The organism is Streptomyces sp. NBC_01198 (genome assembly GCF_036010485.1).
GTDB lineage: Bacteria > Actinomycetota > Actinomycetes > Streptomycetales > Streptomycetaceae > Actinacidiphila.
Genome location: NZ_CP108568.1, coordinates 4,538,321 through 4,553,949, shown reverse-complemented (window position 1 = coordinate 4,553,949; position 15,629 = coordinate 4,538,321). Strand labels below are relative to the sequence as shown.

Below are 15,629 nucleotides of genomic sequence, written 5' to 3'. Positions count from 1 at the left end.
TCCATTCGTCAACCGTCCCCGCACGTATGGATGCTGACAGCCACCACTGACAATCAGTGGCGGCAAGATCGCAAAGAGTAACCAATTCGCGCCATGATCGGCACGCCGCTGGCCTTGCGCTGGAGCAGATGCTCCACGCCAGCAGTTCCGGGCGGAGTCAGGGCTTGCGACGCTGGCGCCGGTGCCTGCCCGACTGCTTCGCAGCAGTGGAGTGCTGGACCCCGGTCCTGCTGGGCTGGGCGGGAAGCGGGGGATCGTCCTTCAGGAGAATGGCCTGCCAGATGCGCTCCTGCAGTTCGCGAAGGCAGGATCCGCACGCGTACATCGGCGCCTCGGCTCCAGCGACGCTGGCAGGGCCGATCCACAGGACGCGGCTCCACTGCCGACCGCAGAACAGCCAGCAGTGCCCGTCACTCCACTCGTTGCCGTCATCGGTCACGGCGGGTTCCGGCAGCCCGCCGCGGACGAACGCCGCTATGCCCGGGATCACGCGGTGCTGGCGGGAGACCTCCGTCAGCACGACTTCGTCCCAGCTTTCACCGGCCGGGTGCGGATAGCCCGCAGTGCCTCGTCCCGCGCCGTGTCGGCGAACAGGAGGGTGGGCTCGGTGAGGATGTCGCGGCCGGCCTCACTCTTGTAGATGGCGTCCACGCTGCCGAAGCGCGCCTGGGCGTACTCCAGTCCGAGCTCGGCTGCCGCCTGGCGGACCGACTGCTCGTCGGGGCCTTCGATCTCCAGGAAAGTGGGGAGGTCGGGCCAGGTGTCGAAGTCGAAAGCGACATCGCCAAGCTGCCATTCCTCGCGGTAGTTCTCCTGGTAGCGCACCTCACGCAGACCCAGGTTGGTGAGGATCTCGGCCATAGCGCCCAGGTCACTCACCTCGGTCTCGATCTCGGTGGTGCCGTGGATGGAGCCGGCGTCGGTGACCTGCTTAAGGGTGAGCGTCGTACGCGTCCCCTCGTCGCGCAGCCGCACCCACTGGGAGCCGTCCAGGGCGTCGCTCTCGAAGATCTTCCGGGTGAGCAGGGTGCGAGGGAAGGCCCGAACCGCTCCCAGGGACGTCAGCTTGGCCTGGAGGTCGACGACATCCACGGCCAGGAACTTCGCTTCGTACTCGTGCTTCATGGTGTCGTGCCTCTCTGTGTTCGGCGGAGCACCGCTCAACCCTGAACGGTCGTGGTCTCGGCATTCTGGTGTCGCTCCGGCCTGCTTGCGAGGAAGAGAGCCAGAGGGCCAGCAGGGAGGAGGAAGCGGCCTTCGGCTGCGGCGTCCAAGGCTTGATCCATAGGCCACCAGGCAAGCTTGAAGTCCTGCTCGGTGGGGGTCAGTTCCTGCGCTCCGAGGGTGAGGTGCCGGGCTTCGTAAAGGTGGATGCGGGCGGCAGAGGCGAGCGTGAGCGCGTATGTGCCGAGGGGGCGCCAGAGCGTCGCGGTGATGCCGGCCTCTTCGCGTAGTTCGCGGCGCGCGCAATCCTCGTCGGTTTCACCGGGTTCCTTGCGGCCGCCTGGGAGGAAGAGGTAGTCACCTCCGTGGTCGGGGAAGTGGGCGCTGAGGAGGGCTACGAGGCCGCTTTCGTCGCGGGCTACGACGACGGAGGCGTCGCGGGCCGGACCACGGTCGGGCTGGGTTGTGCTCACAGCGGCCGAGGCTAGCGCTGGCCGGGGGCGGGTCAGCGGACCGTCGCGCCGTGCGGTACTCGTCGGCTCGGCGGCAACCCACCGCCGAGTTGCCCGGGTGCTCCATGAGTCCTTGGACGCTGTGACGGACAACCAGGCCTTGATCACCTCTTCGCTGGAATTCAGGCCATAGGCCAGCGAGTCGGAGTGCTCCGAGGCCAGGAGCCCAGAGTCGAGGCCGCAGGCGTAGACCAGATCACGGCAGTCCCGGGTCTGGTCCTCGGTGGCGACGACGGCCCACAGGGGGTCTGCCAGCAACTCGCGGGCTGCATAGCCGTCGCGCGCGGCCATCGTCCGGCGGGCCAGGTCCTCCACGAGGGCACGGGCGGCCGGATGGTCCGTGGACACTGCGATGTCGAGCACGGTGAGGCCGAGGCGTGTGTCGAAGACGGTCATCCCCGGACTGGCCTCTCGGGCGCGGCAGTAGTCGACCAAGTTGCTCAGCAGGGTGGACGTCTCCCGGCCGGCGTCGTTGAGGCACAGGACAACCAGCGCGTCGGTGACGGCCTGCTCCCACGGGTCGCCGGGTGCGGTGGTGTTGAGGAGCTGCTGGGCACGTCCGGTGTCGCCTTCGGTGAGGGCGGCGACGACGGCGACTTGGCGGCCGTCGAGCATGCGGGTGCCGATGCCGCGGTGCTGCTCGATGTGGGCGAGGGCTTCGCGCCACCGGCCGGTGTTGGTCAGGGTGCGGGTGCCGTCGGCGAGGACGACCCGCCACAGCCACGCCCGGACCTCCTGCCGATCCTTCTCAGTGCGGGTCAGGTCGCCTGGCACCTCGGTTCCTTCGAAGGCGACGGGTTCGCCGGCGCTGACTGCCTCGTACAGGGCCAGGAGGCGGGCGCGACCGTCGTCGCCGTGGCCGGCGCGGATCTGCAGGCGGGCGAGGTTGACCAGGGGCTCCAGGCCCCGGATGGCGCTCATGGCCGGGAGCGGACACGCCTGGAGGTAGGCGCTGGCGTGCCGGTGGCACATCGTGCGGGCGAGGTCGGGCAGGCCCACGTCGGAGGCGAGCAGCGCGGATTGGTTGAAGACCGTCGAGGCGGTTCCCGGATGGGAGCGCTTCGCTGCCTGAACCGCCAGTTCTGCCAGGGTTCGCAGGCGGTCGGGTAGCGGCAGGCAGGCGGGGCGGTGGCGGGCGATGAGCGGGAAACGCCGGGCTATCTGGCCGTGTGGGTCCATATCTCCCCCTGGGGTGTGCGGCGCGGCGTGGGCCGGTGGAGCGCGTGGGCCCCACCGGCGGGACATCGGCTGCTACTGCCAGTCGACGACCATGCGGTTCAGCGGGGTGTCCAGGGCGAACCGGCCCGGTCGCTCCTCGATCGTGGGGGCGTCCAGCGGCTGGATCTCGAAGCTGGCTTCGCGGCCGCGGTAGTCGCGGTCCCAGGTGCGGATGGCGTCGGCGACCTTGGCGGCCAGCTCGTCGCTGCCGGGGCCGTGCCCGATGGCGCCGAACTCCCAGAGCTTGCCGCCGTCCGGCGTCGTCTGTTTCAACAGGCGGCGCGCGAGGTAGGTGACGGCGCCCTTGTCGACGGCGGCGGTCGCCGACGGGTAGGGGTCGTCGGTGAGCAGCGTGCCCTTGGCGGCCGCGGGGAACAGCATCCGGACCAGACCGGATGGCAGGCTCGCGGAGACGAACAGCTCCATCCACTCCGGGGACTCCATGGCGCGGACCGTCATGCCGGTCCACTCCTCCACGCGCGGCTGGTCGAGCACGCTCGCGAGCGCGTCTGCGTCGATGCCGTGGCCGGCCGGGGCCTGGAGACGCACCTTGCCGTCGGCGCTGAGGGGGATGATGCGCCGGTCGTCGTCGGCGATGCCGCGCCGCAGCGGCATGAAGGTGTTCATCTGGCTGCTGACGCTCCGCCAACGCCCGTCGTGCGACTCGTAGGCGATGGACCGGGAGACGCTGCCCTTGAGGCGCTGCGGGACGACGAGCCGGCCGCCGGGGGCCAGCTGGTCGAGCCAGGCGTGGGGGACGCCGTGCGCGCCGACCGTGGCGATGATCCGGTCGTACGGTCCGCTGCCGGCGTGGCCGAGCGCCCCGTCTCGCGTCAGGGCCTCGACGTGGGGGAACCCGGCGGCGGCCAGGTGCGCGCGGGCTCCTTCCACCAAGTCCTCGTCGACGTCGATGGTCGTGACGTGACCGGCGTTGCCGACCAGTTGCGCGAGGAGCGCGGCGTTGTAACCGGTGCCCGCGCCGAGTTCGAGGACACGCATCCCGGGCAGCACTCCGAGCTGGTCGAGCATGAGGGCGACCACCGTGGGCTGCGAGGCGCAGGAGATGGCGGTGCCGTCGTCGTCGTACTTGATGTTGACCGGGCTGTTGGCGTAGGCGTCTTCCAGGGACGCGTCGGGCACGAACAGATGCCGCGGTACGGCGCGCAGCGCGGCCTCGACGGCGGCCGATCGGGCCTGTCCGGCCTGCCGGATCTGGTCGACCAGGGCATTACGGAGCTGCGTGGCGTCGGCCCCGTTGGTGGCGAGGGTGTCGGTAGTCACCGCTCCGACGCTAGCGGCTTGCGGCGTGCCCTCGGCGGACGGCGCGGTGTTGTCGCTGGATCCCATGACTGCCTCTCGTGCGATGGCGAACAGGGCGCTCTGGTCTCCGAGACGGAGACCGGCGCGGTTGGCGTGGAAGATCACGTGGTGGGCCAGGACGGCGCGCACACCGCGCGTCAGTCCGGCCCCGGTGGCGAGGTAGGCCAGCCTGGTTCCGGCCCGCTCGAAGGCGGCCACCCACTCGGCGTGCCCGTCCAGCGGGCGGCCCGGTCGGCACAGGCTGCGGGCGTCGACGGTCATCAGGGTCCGCATCGCCGGTATCAGGGCTGACACTTCGGGGGCGGGAGCGGCCGGCCGCAGCGCGGCGGCTTTCGCCCACACGTCGCCCTGCTCGAACCAGTCCAGGTTGGCGGCGCGCAACATGGCGCTGATGAGCAAGACCGCGCTCTCTTTGCGTCCGAGCCGACCGGGGCCGGGCTGGTAGGTGAGCAGGTGCCGGCTGTCCTCGTGGAACAGGTCGTGGGCGGCGTCCATCGACAGGGGCCCACCGAAGGCCGCGGATTCCGGCTCGTACAGGCCGGGCAGCCACGACGTCACCGTGCCGTCGTCGACGAGCTCGCTCAGCACGTTCTCCACAAGCGGCGAGGGCTGCACGGCCCGGTAACGCAGCGGCCACGGCTGCTTGTTCATGAACCACCAGCCGTTGATCTGTCCGGCGCTCTCGGCCGCGAGGAGAGCGGGGCCGAGCCGCTCGGTAATGGCGCGCTTGCCGCTGTCGCGGTCGGTGAAGGTCACGTTGTGCTGGTGCCAGCGTTCCGGGTCCATGGGGTCCTTCGATCTGGTCAGGCGATGAGCAGGCAGGCGTCCCAGCGGGATATGGGCGTGGAGTCGGATTGGGCCAGGGCGACACCGGCCGCGCCGTCGAGGAAGCCGGGCGATGCGAGGTCCGGCGGTCCGATCTGGTCCAGCAGGGCCGGGATCGCGGCACGTAGCCGCGAGGCGGTGGCCGGGTCGGCGTCTTCGGCGGCGCGGGTGGCGATGTGGGCGAGGCCGGCGAAGCCGTGGCACAGACCGTCGTCGGTGGTGGCCTGCATCTGCGGGAGGTCGGTGAAAGCGGCGAGGAGCGTGATCTCGGCCTCCACTTGCAGGGCCTGGTCGCCGAGCGCGATAGCGGCGAGCTGCCGGGCGCGGGCCAGGCCCGCGGTGCCGTAGCACCAGGAGGGGCGTCGCGCTGCAGTCGGTGCCAGGCGCCTGGCTCGCAGCTCGCGGAGGGTCACCCAGTACGGCCAGCTGATCCCCGGGCTCCCGGCTTCCCGCCAGCTGTCCAACCACGTCAGGATGCTGCGTATCGCGTCGAGGTGGCCGTGCACGACGGTGCCGCGCCGGGCAGCGAGTGCTAGGAATGCCAGGACACCGCCGATGCCGTGCGCGAGGCCGCTGTTGGCGTGCCCGCGGGGGAACAGCGGGTCGCGCCTGCCTGACGGGCCGTCGCTGGTCCACCAGCCAGGCAGCCGCTCCCCTTCGACGTGGACGGGGTCGACCAGGCGGACCAGATACTCAAGTACGTCCCGCACGATGGGGGCGGACGGGTCGCGGTGCAGGAGGTACGCGCCGTATCCAGTCAGGCCCCGGATGGTGTCGAACTCCGACAGGCGGGGCAGCTCGCCGGCGTCGATACGCCGGTGTGCGGCGTCCAAGCGGTGCCGGGCGTCCCTGGTGATCTGCGCGTCCAGTGCGGCCAGCGTGGGCTGGTAGCGGCCGGGTTGGTGGTCGGCAGCGCAGGCGACGACGTGGGCCAGTGCAGGGGCGCCGTAGAAGGGGTGGCTGTCGGGTCCGGCGGTGAACGGCTGGACGGTCGCGACGGCCATCCAGTCGTGGGCGCGCTGCCACGGGCCGAGGCCGGCGGCGGCACGCTCGATGTGCAGCAGCGCGATCCCCAGCGGCCCGTACGCCAGGTGCTGCCGGTCGGCGGTCAGCGTCCTGGCCGGCATAGGGGCGGTCGCGGGGTCGGCGAGCAGGTCGGCGACGGACGGCGCGGTGCGGATGGTCATCGACGGCTCCGGGACATCCAGGCCAGGGCGGCGGCTCGTGTCAGGTGCAGGCAGACTTCTTCCTCGGGGAAGTCGACTGCCAAGTGGCGCACGAAGTGGACGTGCAGCAGCGAGGACACGACGTCGTCCAGGCGGATGCCGTCGGTGTCCAGGCCGGGCAGGTGCGGCCGGTACGCGGCGAGCGCCGCGGCCCGATCGGCCCACGCCTCGATGACGGCCTGCCCGCCCGGGACACCGCGCAGCGCCGCCCAGTCGTCCGTGGGGTCGGCGAGGTGGACGACGTCGGCGAACTGCGGTCGGGCGACCGGCGTGGGACAGGTGGCCGGGATGTGGTCGATCAGCCAGCGCATTCCGGCTTCCGTGGTCCCGAGGAAGGCGTTGGTGATGGCGACGGAGTGGGCGGCAACCAGCACGCGGTGGTGCGGGCGTTGCGCAAGGCCGAGCTGGGCGGCGACGGCGCGGGAGTCGGCTCGGAAGACGTCCTCAGCGGCGTTCCACGCCGTCCCGGAGCCCCAGCGGCCCATCTCCCGGAAGGAGGTGGGGAACCGCACGTCGGCCAGCAGCCGCGCGGCGCGCAGCTCGTCCGCCCACGCCGCCACAGTCTGCGCGGTCGCGGCGAACGCCCCGGGGTCGGGCAGGGCGATCCGCAGGCGCAGGTGGTGGTCGGGGTCGCGGAAGCGAATGAACCACCACGGCGGCCCCCCGAGGTGTTCCAGCAGGCCCGGGATGTGCCGGGCTAACAGGTCGTCCTGGCGGCGGCGGTCGCCGTACAGGGTGGCCAGCAGGACGGAGGAGACGCCCGGGGTCTGGGTCTGGTCGGGTGACAGGGTGCGGGCGGGTGTCGGCGTCGGCAGCGGGGGCCACGCGGGCGGGCGGGTTGCCTTGAGCGGCACGACGAGCTCGTGCGCCCGGCCGCCGCACCATCCGTACGCGTCGGCGTCCGGTGTTTCGGTCAGCACGGCGGAACCGGTGTGCTGCAGGTGCTGGCGCAGGAGGCTGCGGTGCGCGGCGTCGTCGAGGTCCAGGAGCAGTCGGCGATCGTCCTCGACGAGCTCGACGCGGGCCGGCATGCGGCGCCGTTCTCGCCACTCCTGCAGATCGGCCGACCAGTTGGCGTGGTCCTCGTCGCGGCCGAGAAGCTCCGCAGCGTCGAGTCGCCACCGGGCCGGTGCGAGGATCGTGCGCCCGTAGCGGACCCGTGGCAGGAACGGCATCGCGTTTGCCGCCCCCCAGTCGAAGGCGGTGACCTGCGCGCACTGCGCCCGGGACAGCTCGGTGAGGAACCGCACGAGCGGCGGGGTGTGCTCGTGCAGGTTCAGGGCGTGCATCCCGGCCGGTTCGATGCGCAGGCCGTGCCGGGGCGCGGCCAGGTACATGCGGCGGCCGTCGCAGGCCACGGCCAGGTCGTCGGGGCCGAGCATGCCGGCGGCTGCGGGGCGGTGCTCCCCGACGCTGATCACGATGGGCAGGACCCGCGGGGCCCGGGTGACGTGCGCGGTGGACGCCAGCAGCGGCGGGAACGAGATCTGGGCGGCCACGCTGCGCGGGTCGGCGGTGGGCAGGTCGGCCAGCTCCGCGGTCAGGCGCTTGCAGTCGCCCGGCGCGAGGACGGGCAGGAACCGGCCGGTGGTGACGCCGGCACCGCGGGAGACGCTGGCGACTTCCAGGCGGAACCGTCCCCGGGCTAACTCCTCGGTGCTGGTGGCGTGAACGCGCACGCCGATCTCGATGTGCGGCGGGACGCGGGGCGTGTCCAGGCCCAGGTCCAGGGCGTCGATCACCTCGTCGGTGAGCACGATCTCGTCGCGGCTGTCCAGGACCGCTGTCTGTGCCAGCCGCAGCAGGGCGTCGTGCCGCTCGTTCAGGCGGGACCGGCGCGTATCAGGAGCGCCCGGGTAGCCGTCGGGGAAGCCGGTGCCGCTGTCCACGATGACTTCGGCCAAGGGCACCATCGTGCCGATGCCGTACCGCTCGTAGAAGCGGCGCTGATACGCCTTCCACGCCTCCGTCCCGTACGGCAGGGCGCTGACCCGGGCCAGGACGCCAGCGGCACGCTCGATCTCCCGGACCACGCCTTCGGGCAACTCGACGTCGGCATCGAGGCGCAGGTCCAGGGCCAGCGGGTGGCGGCGCAGTTCCGGCACGAGGCCGCGCATACGGGCCGTGGCGCGCTTGCGCCCGTCCGCAGTGTCACAGTGCTCCAAGGCCTGGTAGACGGCCTGTAGTTGGCTGGTGACATGGGCTACACCGATCGCCTCCGACTGCCGCAGCAGGTGGGCCAGGGCGTCAGTCTCGGTGCTCGGCGCGCGCAGGTTCGTGATCAGAACCTCGTTGCGGATCAGCTCCCCGACCAGGCGGCGAGCCCGAGCGACGTCGGCGGCCGGGAACTCGGTCGCCAGCTTCTCGACCAGAAGCCCCGCGCGGATCGGCTCCCGGGCCACCTCCACCACCAGCTGCACGGGCCCGGTCAAAGCCACGGACGCCTCGACCGCCCGCCGGCGTGTGCCATCGACGTCCGAGCGGTAGGGCACCACCAGGCGGTCGCCGCGGCGCGCGGCGGTGTTGTTGAGGACCACGTGCAGGCGGTCAACCAGCTCGGGCGAGGACTCCAGCTCCTCGACCACGGCAGCCAGCCACTCTGCGCTCGCGCGGCCGATGACGGTGTGGCCCGTCCCCCAACGGGCGGCCGTCCTCGCCCCCAGCCTGGCTGTCGTCACCCCGGCGAACAGGCCGAACGGGGTAGCCCGATGCTCGGCACGTAACGCGTAGCGGGCGACGGAGGAGACCGCGCGCCGCACGTCACGCGCGGGCGGCGTGGTGGCGGCGCACAGGGCTTCCACCTGGGAGGCAAGAGCAGGACTCGCGTGCGTCAGGGCCTCGGCGACATCCGGCCGCGACCAGGTGTCGCGGAGCCAAGCGAGACGAGCCGCCGCGGCGTGCGGTGAGGTGTCGTCCAGGTCCGGGCACGCGGACAGGGCAAGGTCCGGGCGGGCCACCGCGCGGACGAGCGCGGTACGGCCGGCACGGAACGCGGTGCTCGAAGCCATCTCATCCTCCTGGTCCAGCCGGCGGCCGGTGCCCTTGAGGCAGGGCACCGGCCTGGGGTGGGTGCGCTCTGAGTCAGGCCACGTTGGTGGTGCAGGCGCCGCAGGTCGAGCCGCAGCCGTCGTCGGTCAGGTTGACCAGCCCGGCGGTGTCGCCGACCTCGACCAGGTACACGTCCAGGTCGAAGCCGTCCGATCCGGCCGGGGCGGTCGTAGAGGCTGCGCTGGTGATGGGCGTGATGTTTGGGCTCATGCCAACTCCTCATGTGAAAGGGACTGGTGCTGCCCGGCCCGAGGTGCCATGCCCGCAACGGGGAGGTGCTGGCTGCTTGTCTCGGGCCGGGGTCTTTCGCCACCCCGACGCGCCGGGCTCGCGGCATCCGGTGCGCCGGGGCGGCAGTCTGTGGTCCGCTCAGTGGGGTGTGAGCAGAGCGGCGAACGCCCCGGCGAAGATGAGGGTGGGTATGGCCAGTCGGCTGACTATGCGGCGCCGGATGCTGGGCTTCTTGCGGCCGTGAGTGTGCCTGCTGCGAGGGACCTGGGGGATCGGCCCCGCCGGAGCGCGGTATCCCCCCTCGGCCACGGGCAGGCCCTGCACGAACACCTCGTACCTGGCCTGGTCGTCGCTGAGGAGGAACGTTACCGGCCGACCGTCCCGCAGCCTGGAGAGCGTCATCTGCTGTGCGCGGGGGTCGTTCAGCCAAGCCCTGGCGATCTTCTGCGCGGGGCCGTCGAGCTGCACCGCGGTCTCCCGTACACGGCGGCGGATCCACTCCTGTGCCGCCTCTGGCGTGCGCGCCGTGCAGCCGGCTAACCAGTAGCGTCGCCGGTATCCGTCGCGCTCGAACGCGGTGTGGTTGCCGCGGTACTCCAGGCGCGGATGCACGTGCGGGGAGCGCCATGCGTTAGCGGAGCCCGGCATCATCGGCGGCTCTTTCCCACGGTCGCCCAGACGGTCTTGCCATCCGGCTCACGGTCGCGTGCCCCGAAGCCGGCGGCAGCGGCCCGCACCAGCATCAGGCCGCGCCCACTCTCGGCATCGCTCGTAGCGGTGCCCGGCCGGGGACGCACACGGCTGGGGTCGGACACCTCCAGCCGTAGTTCGGTGCCCTCATCGGTGATGCGCACGAGCACGAGGTGAGCGGGGTCGTCGTAGTGGCAGTGCCGAATCGCGTTGGTCAGCAGTTCGCTGGTGACCAACACAGCCGTCTCCACCGCGTCTTCAGGTACGCCCCAGGCAGTCAAGGCCCGACTCACTTGGTGACGTGCGGTCCGGACCGCCTTCGGTATCGGCGTGAACCACATGCTCCACGTCTCGGGCGCGGGGACCGCCGGCACCGCCGGTACCGCTCTCTCTCCAACGTCGTTCACGCCTGTACTCACCCGGCCCCCTGGCCTGAAGATGGCGAGAGAAAGCGTGCTTACGGCGCTCCTCTCCGTGATGAGAGTCAGATTGGAGGTGGAGCGGATATCGCCGCCATGCCGTGGGGCGCATCATTTGTTCGCCGTTGACGATGCCCGGGTATCGCCGAGGTGTCGCATGGCTATCTCTTCACGGTGAAGCGTTGCGACGCACCGTCTGCGCGGGTACTCCTGTCTGGGGAGTCTCACACCTGCCTGTCTCGCCGCACCGAAAGCGAGGAGCCGGCCACGGCCGACGTCCCGACATTATTGAAGGCGCTCGTGATCGAGCGCGTCTGGAGCTACCGGGACTTCGAGGACATGTTCCGGCGAACCGCTCGACGAGTCGTCGGTTTCGAGCTGACCGTCTCCGAGCCGCAATTCAGGCGATGGACCAGCGGATCACTGACGAAACTGCCTCGTGCAGAGGCGTGCCGAGTGCTGGAAGAGATTTTCGGGGTGGTGCCGGCCGGGCGTCTGTTCCAGGCGCCGGAGCTGCAACTCGCCGAGACTCAACCCTCGTACGACCTGGAAGCAGAGATCGCAATGACCGCACGTGACGCCCAAGACCGAGCCGGTGCCGCCGCACAGTCCGTCTCGGACATCTCCCTCGACCAGCTGCGCGAAGACGTGCTCACGCTGGCCCGCGGGTACAACACCATCACTTCGGCGGACGTCTTTCACCGCGCAAAGGCGTTGCGGGACGAGGCGGAGGCTCTCCGCGACCGCACCGCGGTCCCGACCCAGCAACAGGAACTGGTCATAATCGCCGGCCAGACCTGCGCTTTGCTGGCTGTGTCCGCCTTCGACCTGGGGTCCCTGGACGGCGCGAAACGCCTGTCCCGTACCGCGGCTCTGTACGGGGAGATCGCCCGGTTCACGCCGCTGCAGGCGTTCGCCGGAGGCACCCTCGCGTACATCGCCTACTTCAACGATCAGCCCGCCGAGGCTGTCCGCTTCGCCCAGGCCGCGCAGGCGATCCCCGGACTGGGAGACATCGCGCGACGCCGCCTCGCCACGATCGAGGCGCGGGCGTACGGGCACCTGGGCAACGTCGAAGCCGCCCTCCAGGCCCTGCGCACATCCGAAGAGCCCGTGGGCACCCGTCGCGATGATCTTCACGAAGGCGTCGGCGGCGAATTCGGGTTCTCCGACGAGCGGCTGGCAATGTCCAACGGCTCCACGTACCTGCTCCTCGGCGACGGTCCCAACGCCGAGGCCGCAGCGCAGCGGGCCCTCCAACTCATCGAGAGCCGTCCCACCGCGCAGCAGTCCCCGCCCGTGCTCGGCGGTGCCGCGGCCAACCATGCCGCAGCACGCCTGCTGAGTGGCGATCTCGACGGAGCCGAAGACGCCCTGCACCGGGTGTGGGTCATCCCCGCCCAGCAGCGAGTCCACGGACTGCTGGAGCGCACCTCCAGCGTCCGCCACGCCCTGACAGCGCAGCAGTTCCACGGTTCGGCCACCGCTGCGGCGCTCGGTGAGCGCCTGGAGGACTTCCACCGGGCTCCTGCCGGCGCGCAGCGCGGGGTGGCGCCGGGTAGCCGTTCGGCGCTGGAAGGGTGAGCGGACTCAGCTGAGCCCGCTGCCGAGCGCGGCCAGAATGCGAGCCTCCTGCTCGGGATCCATGCCGTGCTCGGCCCACCGCGGGTGGTCAACCGGCCGCCCGTCAGCCTGGAGCCACGCCCAGGTGTCCTCTACGGTCTGTTCCAGCGGCCGGCAGGTCAGGCCCGCTGCGTACGCGCCTGCCGAGTCGATCCGCCACACCCCGGCGTGAGTGCGCCACAGCGGCAGTTCCGTCCACTGCCGCACGCCCTGGTCCACAAGGAAGGCGTCGGGGGCCCACACCAATTCGCCCGTGCTGCCGGTGACTTCCAGGCACGAGCGGAGGAAGCCGCCCATCGTCTCCCGGCCCACTGGCGCCGTCACGTTGTAGACCCCGCCGGTAGGAGCTTGAGCCTGGTCGACGGCGAAGGCCGCGACGTCGCGCACGTCCACAGGCTGGATGCTCCGGGCAGGATCGCCCGGCGCCAGGATCCGGCCGCCGGTCTCGGTGCGGCGCAACCACCACGGCAGCCGCCCCACATACTCGCCCGGCCCCAGAATCACGCCCGGCCGCAGCACCACCGACCGGTCCTTGAACACCTCCAGGACGGCGTTCTCCGCCCCGGCCTTCTGGGTGCCGTAGTGCGTGTTCGGGCCGTCAGCGCCGGGCGGCATGGCCCCGTACTCGGGGCCGGCGTCTGCCGGGCACGGTAGCACCGGCGACGTCTCGGTGAGCGCCTCGTCAGGCCAGCCCTGATACACCGACACCGTCGACACATACACGTACCGCCCGGTGGCACCTGCCAGCGCCCGCGTGCCCTCCAGGACCACCTTCGGAGGCATCTCCGATGCGGAAGTGTCCACCACCGCATCCCACGGCCCCAGCTCGGCCAGATACGCCAGGCTCGCCGGATCGGACCGGTCCCCGTGAACAGCGGTCACACCTTCCGGATCCGGCGCCGACCGGCCCCGGTTGAAGGTGGTGACTTCCCACCCGCGCTGTTTCGCCTCCTCGACGACTTCCCGTCCGAGGAACCAACTGCCGCCCAGCACCAACAGCTTCATGGTGGCGATCCTGCCGGTAATGGACCAGGTGTCGCTACCACCTCCACTGCCTTGGGATGCGTGGCGTTGGCGTAAGAGCCACGCCAGGACCCAGGGTCACAGAATCTCTCTCGGCTGGCGGAGAGCCCCGTCCGAACTACGCAGACGGCACGCCCCGTAGGTCGTAGTAGGCGCGCAGCGCGGCCTCACTACCCGAGCCGGTTGCGGCCATGATGCGCTGGAAGCGGGCCGAGCGCAGGTCTCCGGCAGTGATGATGCGCGGGTGCTGGCGGTCGGGCGGACAGTAGCCGGAGCTGTCGCGCACGATGTCGCCTGGCGGGGATGCTGGGGAACTGCCGAGGTTGAGGTAAGCCGCGTCGACTGTTTGGGCGCCGTGGCGGCCCTCTCTGTCGACCCACTCTGCAGTGACCGCGGAGGCGCCCTGAGCACGAACCGACAAGCAGGCGACCGGCATTAGCGCGACGCGAGCGTCGTGGCCTACTTCGTCGACCTTATAGTCGTCGACCGGCGGATAGGCGACCAGGACCGTCGCATCGAGAGCCGGGTGGGCGCGGAGGAAAGTGCCCAAGGGACGGTCAGCGCCAATCACGAGGACGGAAGTGGTCGGTCTCTCTGCGACTTTGGCACCCCAGAGAGTGGGCAGAGCCGAGTCCGTCGACACCGTGAGCCAAGGAGCTGCTGCTGTGGACAGCGGGCCCACTCCGGTTGCCACGACCGCATACGGGGCTGCGACCTCGCGGCCGGCGTCGGTGGTGACCGTCACGTGGTCGGCAAAGGCGTGGACCTCGCTCGCCCGTGCCCCGAGGTCGGCCTCGCAGAGTTCAGTGCGGGCAACGTCTCTCGCGATGGCGGCGGCGAGTTCGGGTCCAGTGGTGTGACCGCCTACGACGTTATCGATAGCAGCGATATGCCGAATTTTGGCGCACAAGGCGTCTGGCTCGAATAGGACGGACCGCATGCCGACGCTTGCGGCCATCACCGCCGCGGCGCAGCCGGCAGGGCCCCCACCTACGATGATCAGGTCTGTGGAGGCGTGGCCGGGAGGGGCGGTCGCTGTCATGGTGCTATTCCAGCACCGGAGCCTCCACCTCCGGGATCAGCTGCGCCAAGAGGCATTCCGTGAGCATCAGTTGGCGCGGGCCGATCATCCGGCGAGCCACCACGAGTCCCGAGTCATGGACGGCTGGCCCCGCGTCGCTGGCGGAGGCGTCGGTGACGATCCAGGGAGCGTGGCCCCGCTCGAAGGCATCCGCGGCGGACTTCAGAACACAGGAGTCCGTAGCGATGCCGCAGAAGACGAGATCGGTCCAGCCTGCGTCCGCGAGCAGGGCGACTGCCTCGTCGGTAAATAAGGAGTACCCAGCCTTGTCGAGCACGGCGTATGCGGACGCAGCGTGCGTAACCAGCTCTGGAGCGATCTCCGTTTCAGGTGGGTCTTGAAGCCGGGTCCAGCCGAAGAAGCGCTCGAAAGGGCTGCCGGGGTAATTGTGGTAGCGAGTGAAGACGACAGGACGGCCCGCAGCCGACCACCGGGATACGAGTTCGGAGACCACCGGCACGATGTGCCGACTGTGGTGGTTGATGAAGCCGTTCTGCATGTCGATGACGACCAGGGCCGCGCCATCGATGTTCACCACAGCATCCGTGACGGCCACGTCGTTCTCTCCCGTCGTTCCCTGTGAGGACCCAGTGCAGGGCAGTCGATCTGAGGTCTGCTCGTCTTCATCATGATCTCCTTGCATGGAGGCGTACTGGGCTCTGTTTCCGCCGTGCGCTCTCGCTCATCACGTGGGTGGCGATCATCCGCCGTTGAGCTCCGTCGGTGGCCTCTGGGGCAGTCGGACCGAAGCTCCGTGATCAGCTGCTCGGCTGCCAGTCGGACTGGCTGGAGTCGTGGGTCTTCTGGGTGTGCGTACGGGCCCGCGATCTTGGCGCAGGAGAACAGCGCCATCACCTCGCCGTCCTGGCTGCTGAGGTCACTGTCACGCTCCCTGCGCACCCGCTCGGCCAACTACGGGACGGCGAGGGACTGCGCCCACAGCGATGCCGAATCCAGCCCGCGTGGGGCCATGCCCCAGTCCTCCCAGTCGACCGGGCAGAACCGCGGTCCCGTCACGTTCGCCCAGTTCAGGTCGGCGTGAGGGGGACGCCATTGCTCCCCCCGTAGCCCGGAGGCCGGGGAGGGCCGCCCGGATGACTTCGTCTACGTGACCCTGAGTGATCGTGACGGTGTCCGGTGTGGCGACCCCTGGTGGTGTGGGCGCTCGCCAGGGCGTCCAGGGAGGCGTTCAGCGTCGCCCACCACTCGCCGGGCAGCTCAGCTGATGCATATGAACGACGAAACCCGA

General features: G+C 70.6%; 13 protein-coding genes and 1 pseudogene. 1 reads left to right on the top strand and 13 read right to left on the bottom strand.

Features of this window, described 5'->3' with window-relative positions:
* Window positions 1-157: 157 nt before the first annotated feature.
* The 9 genes from OG702_RS20375 to OG702_RS20335 all read right to left on the bottom strand — a co-directional run bounded on the left by OG702_RS20375 (window position 158) and on the right by OG702_RS20335 (window position 10,575).
* Window positions 158-520: a hypothetical protein gene (locus tag OG702_RS20375; RefSeq protein ID WP_327290335.1), complete on the bottom strand. Its 363-nt coding sequence runs from the start codon at window positions 518-520 to the stop codon at window positions 158-160.
* Window positions 514-1,125, bottom strand: a complete 612-nt coding sequence (locus tag OG702_RS20370) for a class IV adenylate cyclase (protein ID WP_327290334.1) — start codon at window positions 1,123-1,125, stop codon at window positions 514-516. The genes OG702_RS20375 and OG702_RS20370 overlap by 7 nt, the downstream gene beginning before the upstream one ends.
* A 35-nt stretch (window positions 1,126-1,160) precedes the next feature.
* A complete protein-coding gene (locus OG702_RS20365; protein WP_327290333.1) occupies window positions 1,161-2,855 on the bottom strand; it encodes an NUDIX hydrolase in 1,695 nt (564 codons plus the stop codon).
* 72 nt (window positions 2,856-2,927) lie between these two features.
* Window positions 2,928-5,000, bottom strand: a complete 2,073-nt coding sequence (gene fxlM / locus OG702_RS20360) for a methyltransferase, FxLD system (protein ID WP_327290332.1) — start codon at window positions 4,998-5,000, stop codon at window positions 2,928-2,930.
* A 17-nt stretch (window positions 5,001-5,017) separates the two neighbouring features.
* Window positions 5,018-6,226 (bottom strand): lanthionine synthetase C family protein, encoded by a 1,209-nt coding sequence (locus OG702_RS20355; protein WP_327290331.1) that lies wholly within the window; start codon window positions 6,224-6,226, stop codon window positions 5,018-5,020.
* Window positions 6,223-9,273, bottom strand: a complete 3,051-nt coding sequence (locus OG702_RS20350; RefSeq protein WP_327290330.1) for a lantibiotic dehydratase — start codon at window positions 9,271-9,273, stop codon at window positions 6,223-6,225. Before OG702_RS20350 ends, OG702_RS20355 begins: the two co-directional genes overlap by 4 nt.
* Before the next feature lie 73 nt (window positions 9,274-9,346).
* Window positions 9,347-9,523 (bottom strand): FxLD family lanthipeptide, encoded by a 177-nt coding sequence (locus OG702_RS20345; RefSeq protein WP_327290329.1) that lies wholly within the window; start codon window positions 9,521-9,523, stop codon window positions 9,347-9,349.
* Between the two features lie 159 nt (window positions 9,524-9,682).
* A complete protein-coding gene (locus OG702_RS20340; RefSeq protein WP_327290328.1) occupies window positions 9,683-10,195 on the bottom strand; it encodes a hypothetical protein in 513 nt (170 codons plus the stop codon).
* Window positions 10,192-10,575, bottom strand: a complete 384-nt coding sequence (locus OG702_RS20335; RefSeq protein WP_327290327.1) for an ATP-binding protein — start codon at window positions 10,573-10,575, stop codon at window positions 10,192-10,194. Before OG702_RS20335 ends, OG702_RS20340 begins: the two co-directional genes overlap by 4 nt.
* 228 nt (window positions 10,576-10,803) lie before the next feature.
* On the opposite strand from OG702_RS20335, the gene OG702_RS20330 reads away from it, so the two are divergent.
* Window positions 10,804-12,237 (top strand): DNA-binding protein, encoded by a 1,434-nt coding sequence (locus OG702_RS20330; protein ID WP_327290326.1) that lies wholly within the window; start codon window positions 10,804-10,806, stop codon window positions 12,235-12,237.
* A 6-nt stretch (window positions 12,238-12,243) separates the two neighbouring features.
* Here OG702_RS20330 and OG702_RS20325 read toward each other — a convergent pair whose 3' ends face one another.
* The 4 genes and pseudogenes from OG702_RS20325 to OG702_RS20310 all read right to left on the bottom strand — a co-directional run.
* Window positions 12,244-13,281: an NAD-dependent epimerase/dehydratase family protein gene (locus OG702_RS20325; RefSeq protein ID WP_327290325.1), complete on the bottom strand. Its 1,038-nt coding sequence runs from the start codon at window positions 13,279-13,281 to the stop codon at window positions 12,244-12,246.
* Window positions 13,282-13,417: 136 nt separating this feature from the next.
* Window positions 13,418-14,341, bottom strand: a complete 924-nt coding sequence (locus tag OG702_RS20320; RefSeq protein ID WP_327290324.1) for a pyridine nucleotide-disulfide oxidoreductase — start codon at window positions 14,339-14,341, stop codon at window positions 13,418-13,420.
* A 4-nt stretch (window positions 14,342-14,345) separates the two neighbouring features.
* A complete protein-coding gene (locus OG702_RS20315; RefSeq protein WP_327293302.1) occupies window positions 14,346-14,915 on the bottom strand; it encodes a cysteine hydrolase family protein in 570 nt (189 codons plus the stop codon).
* A 203-nt stretch (window positions 14,916-15,118) separates the two neighbouring features.
* Window positions 15,119-15,600: pseudogene (locus OG702_RS20310) on the bottom strand (hypothetical protein); the annotation flags it as partial.
* Between the last annotated feature and the right edge of the window lie 29 nt (window positions 15,601-15,629).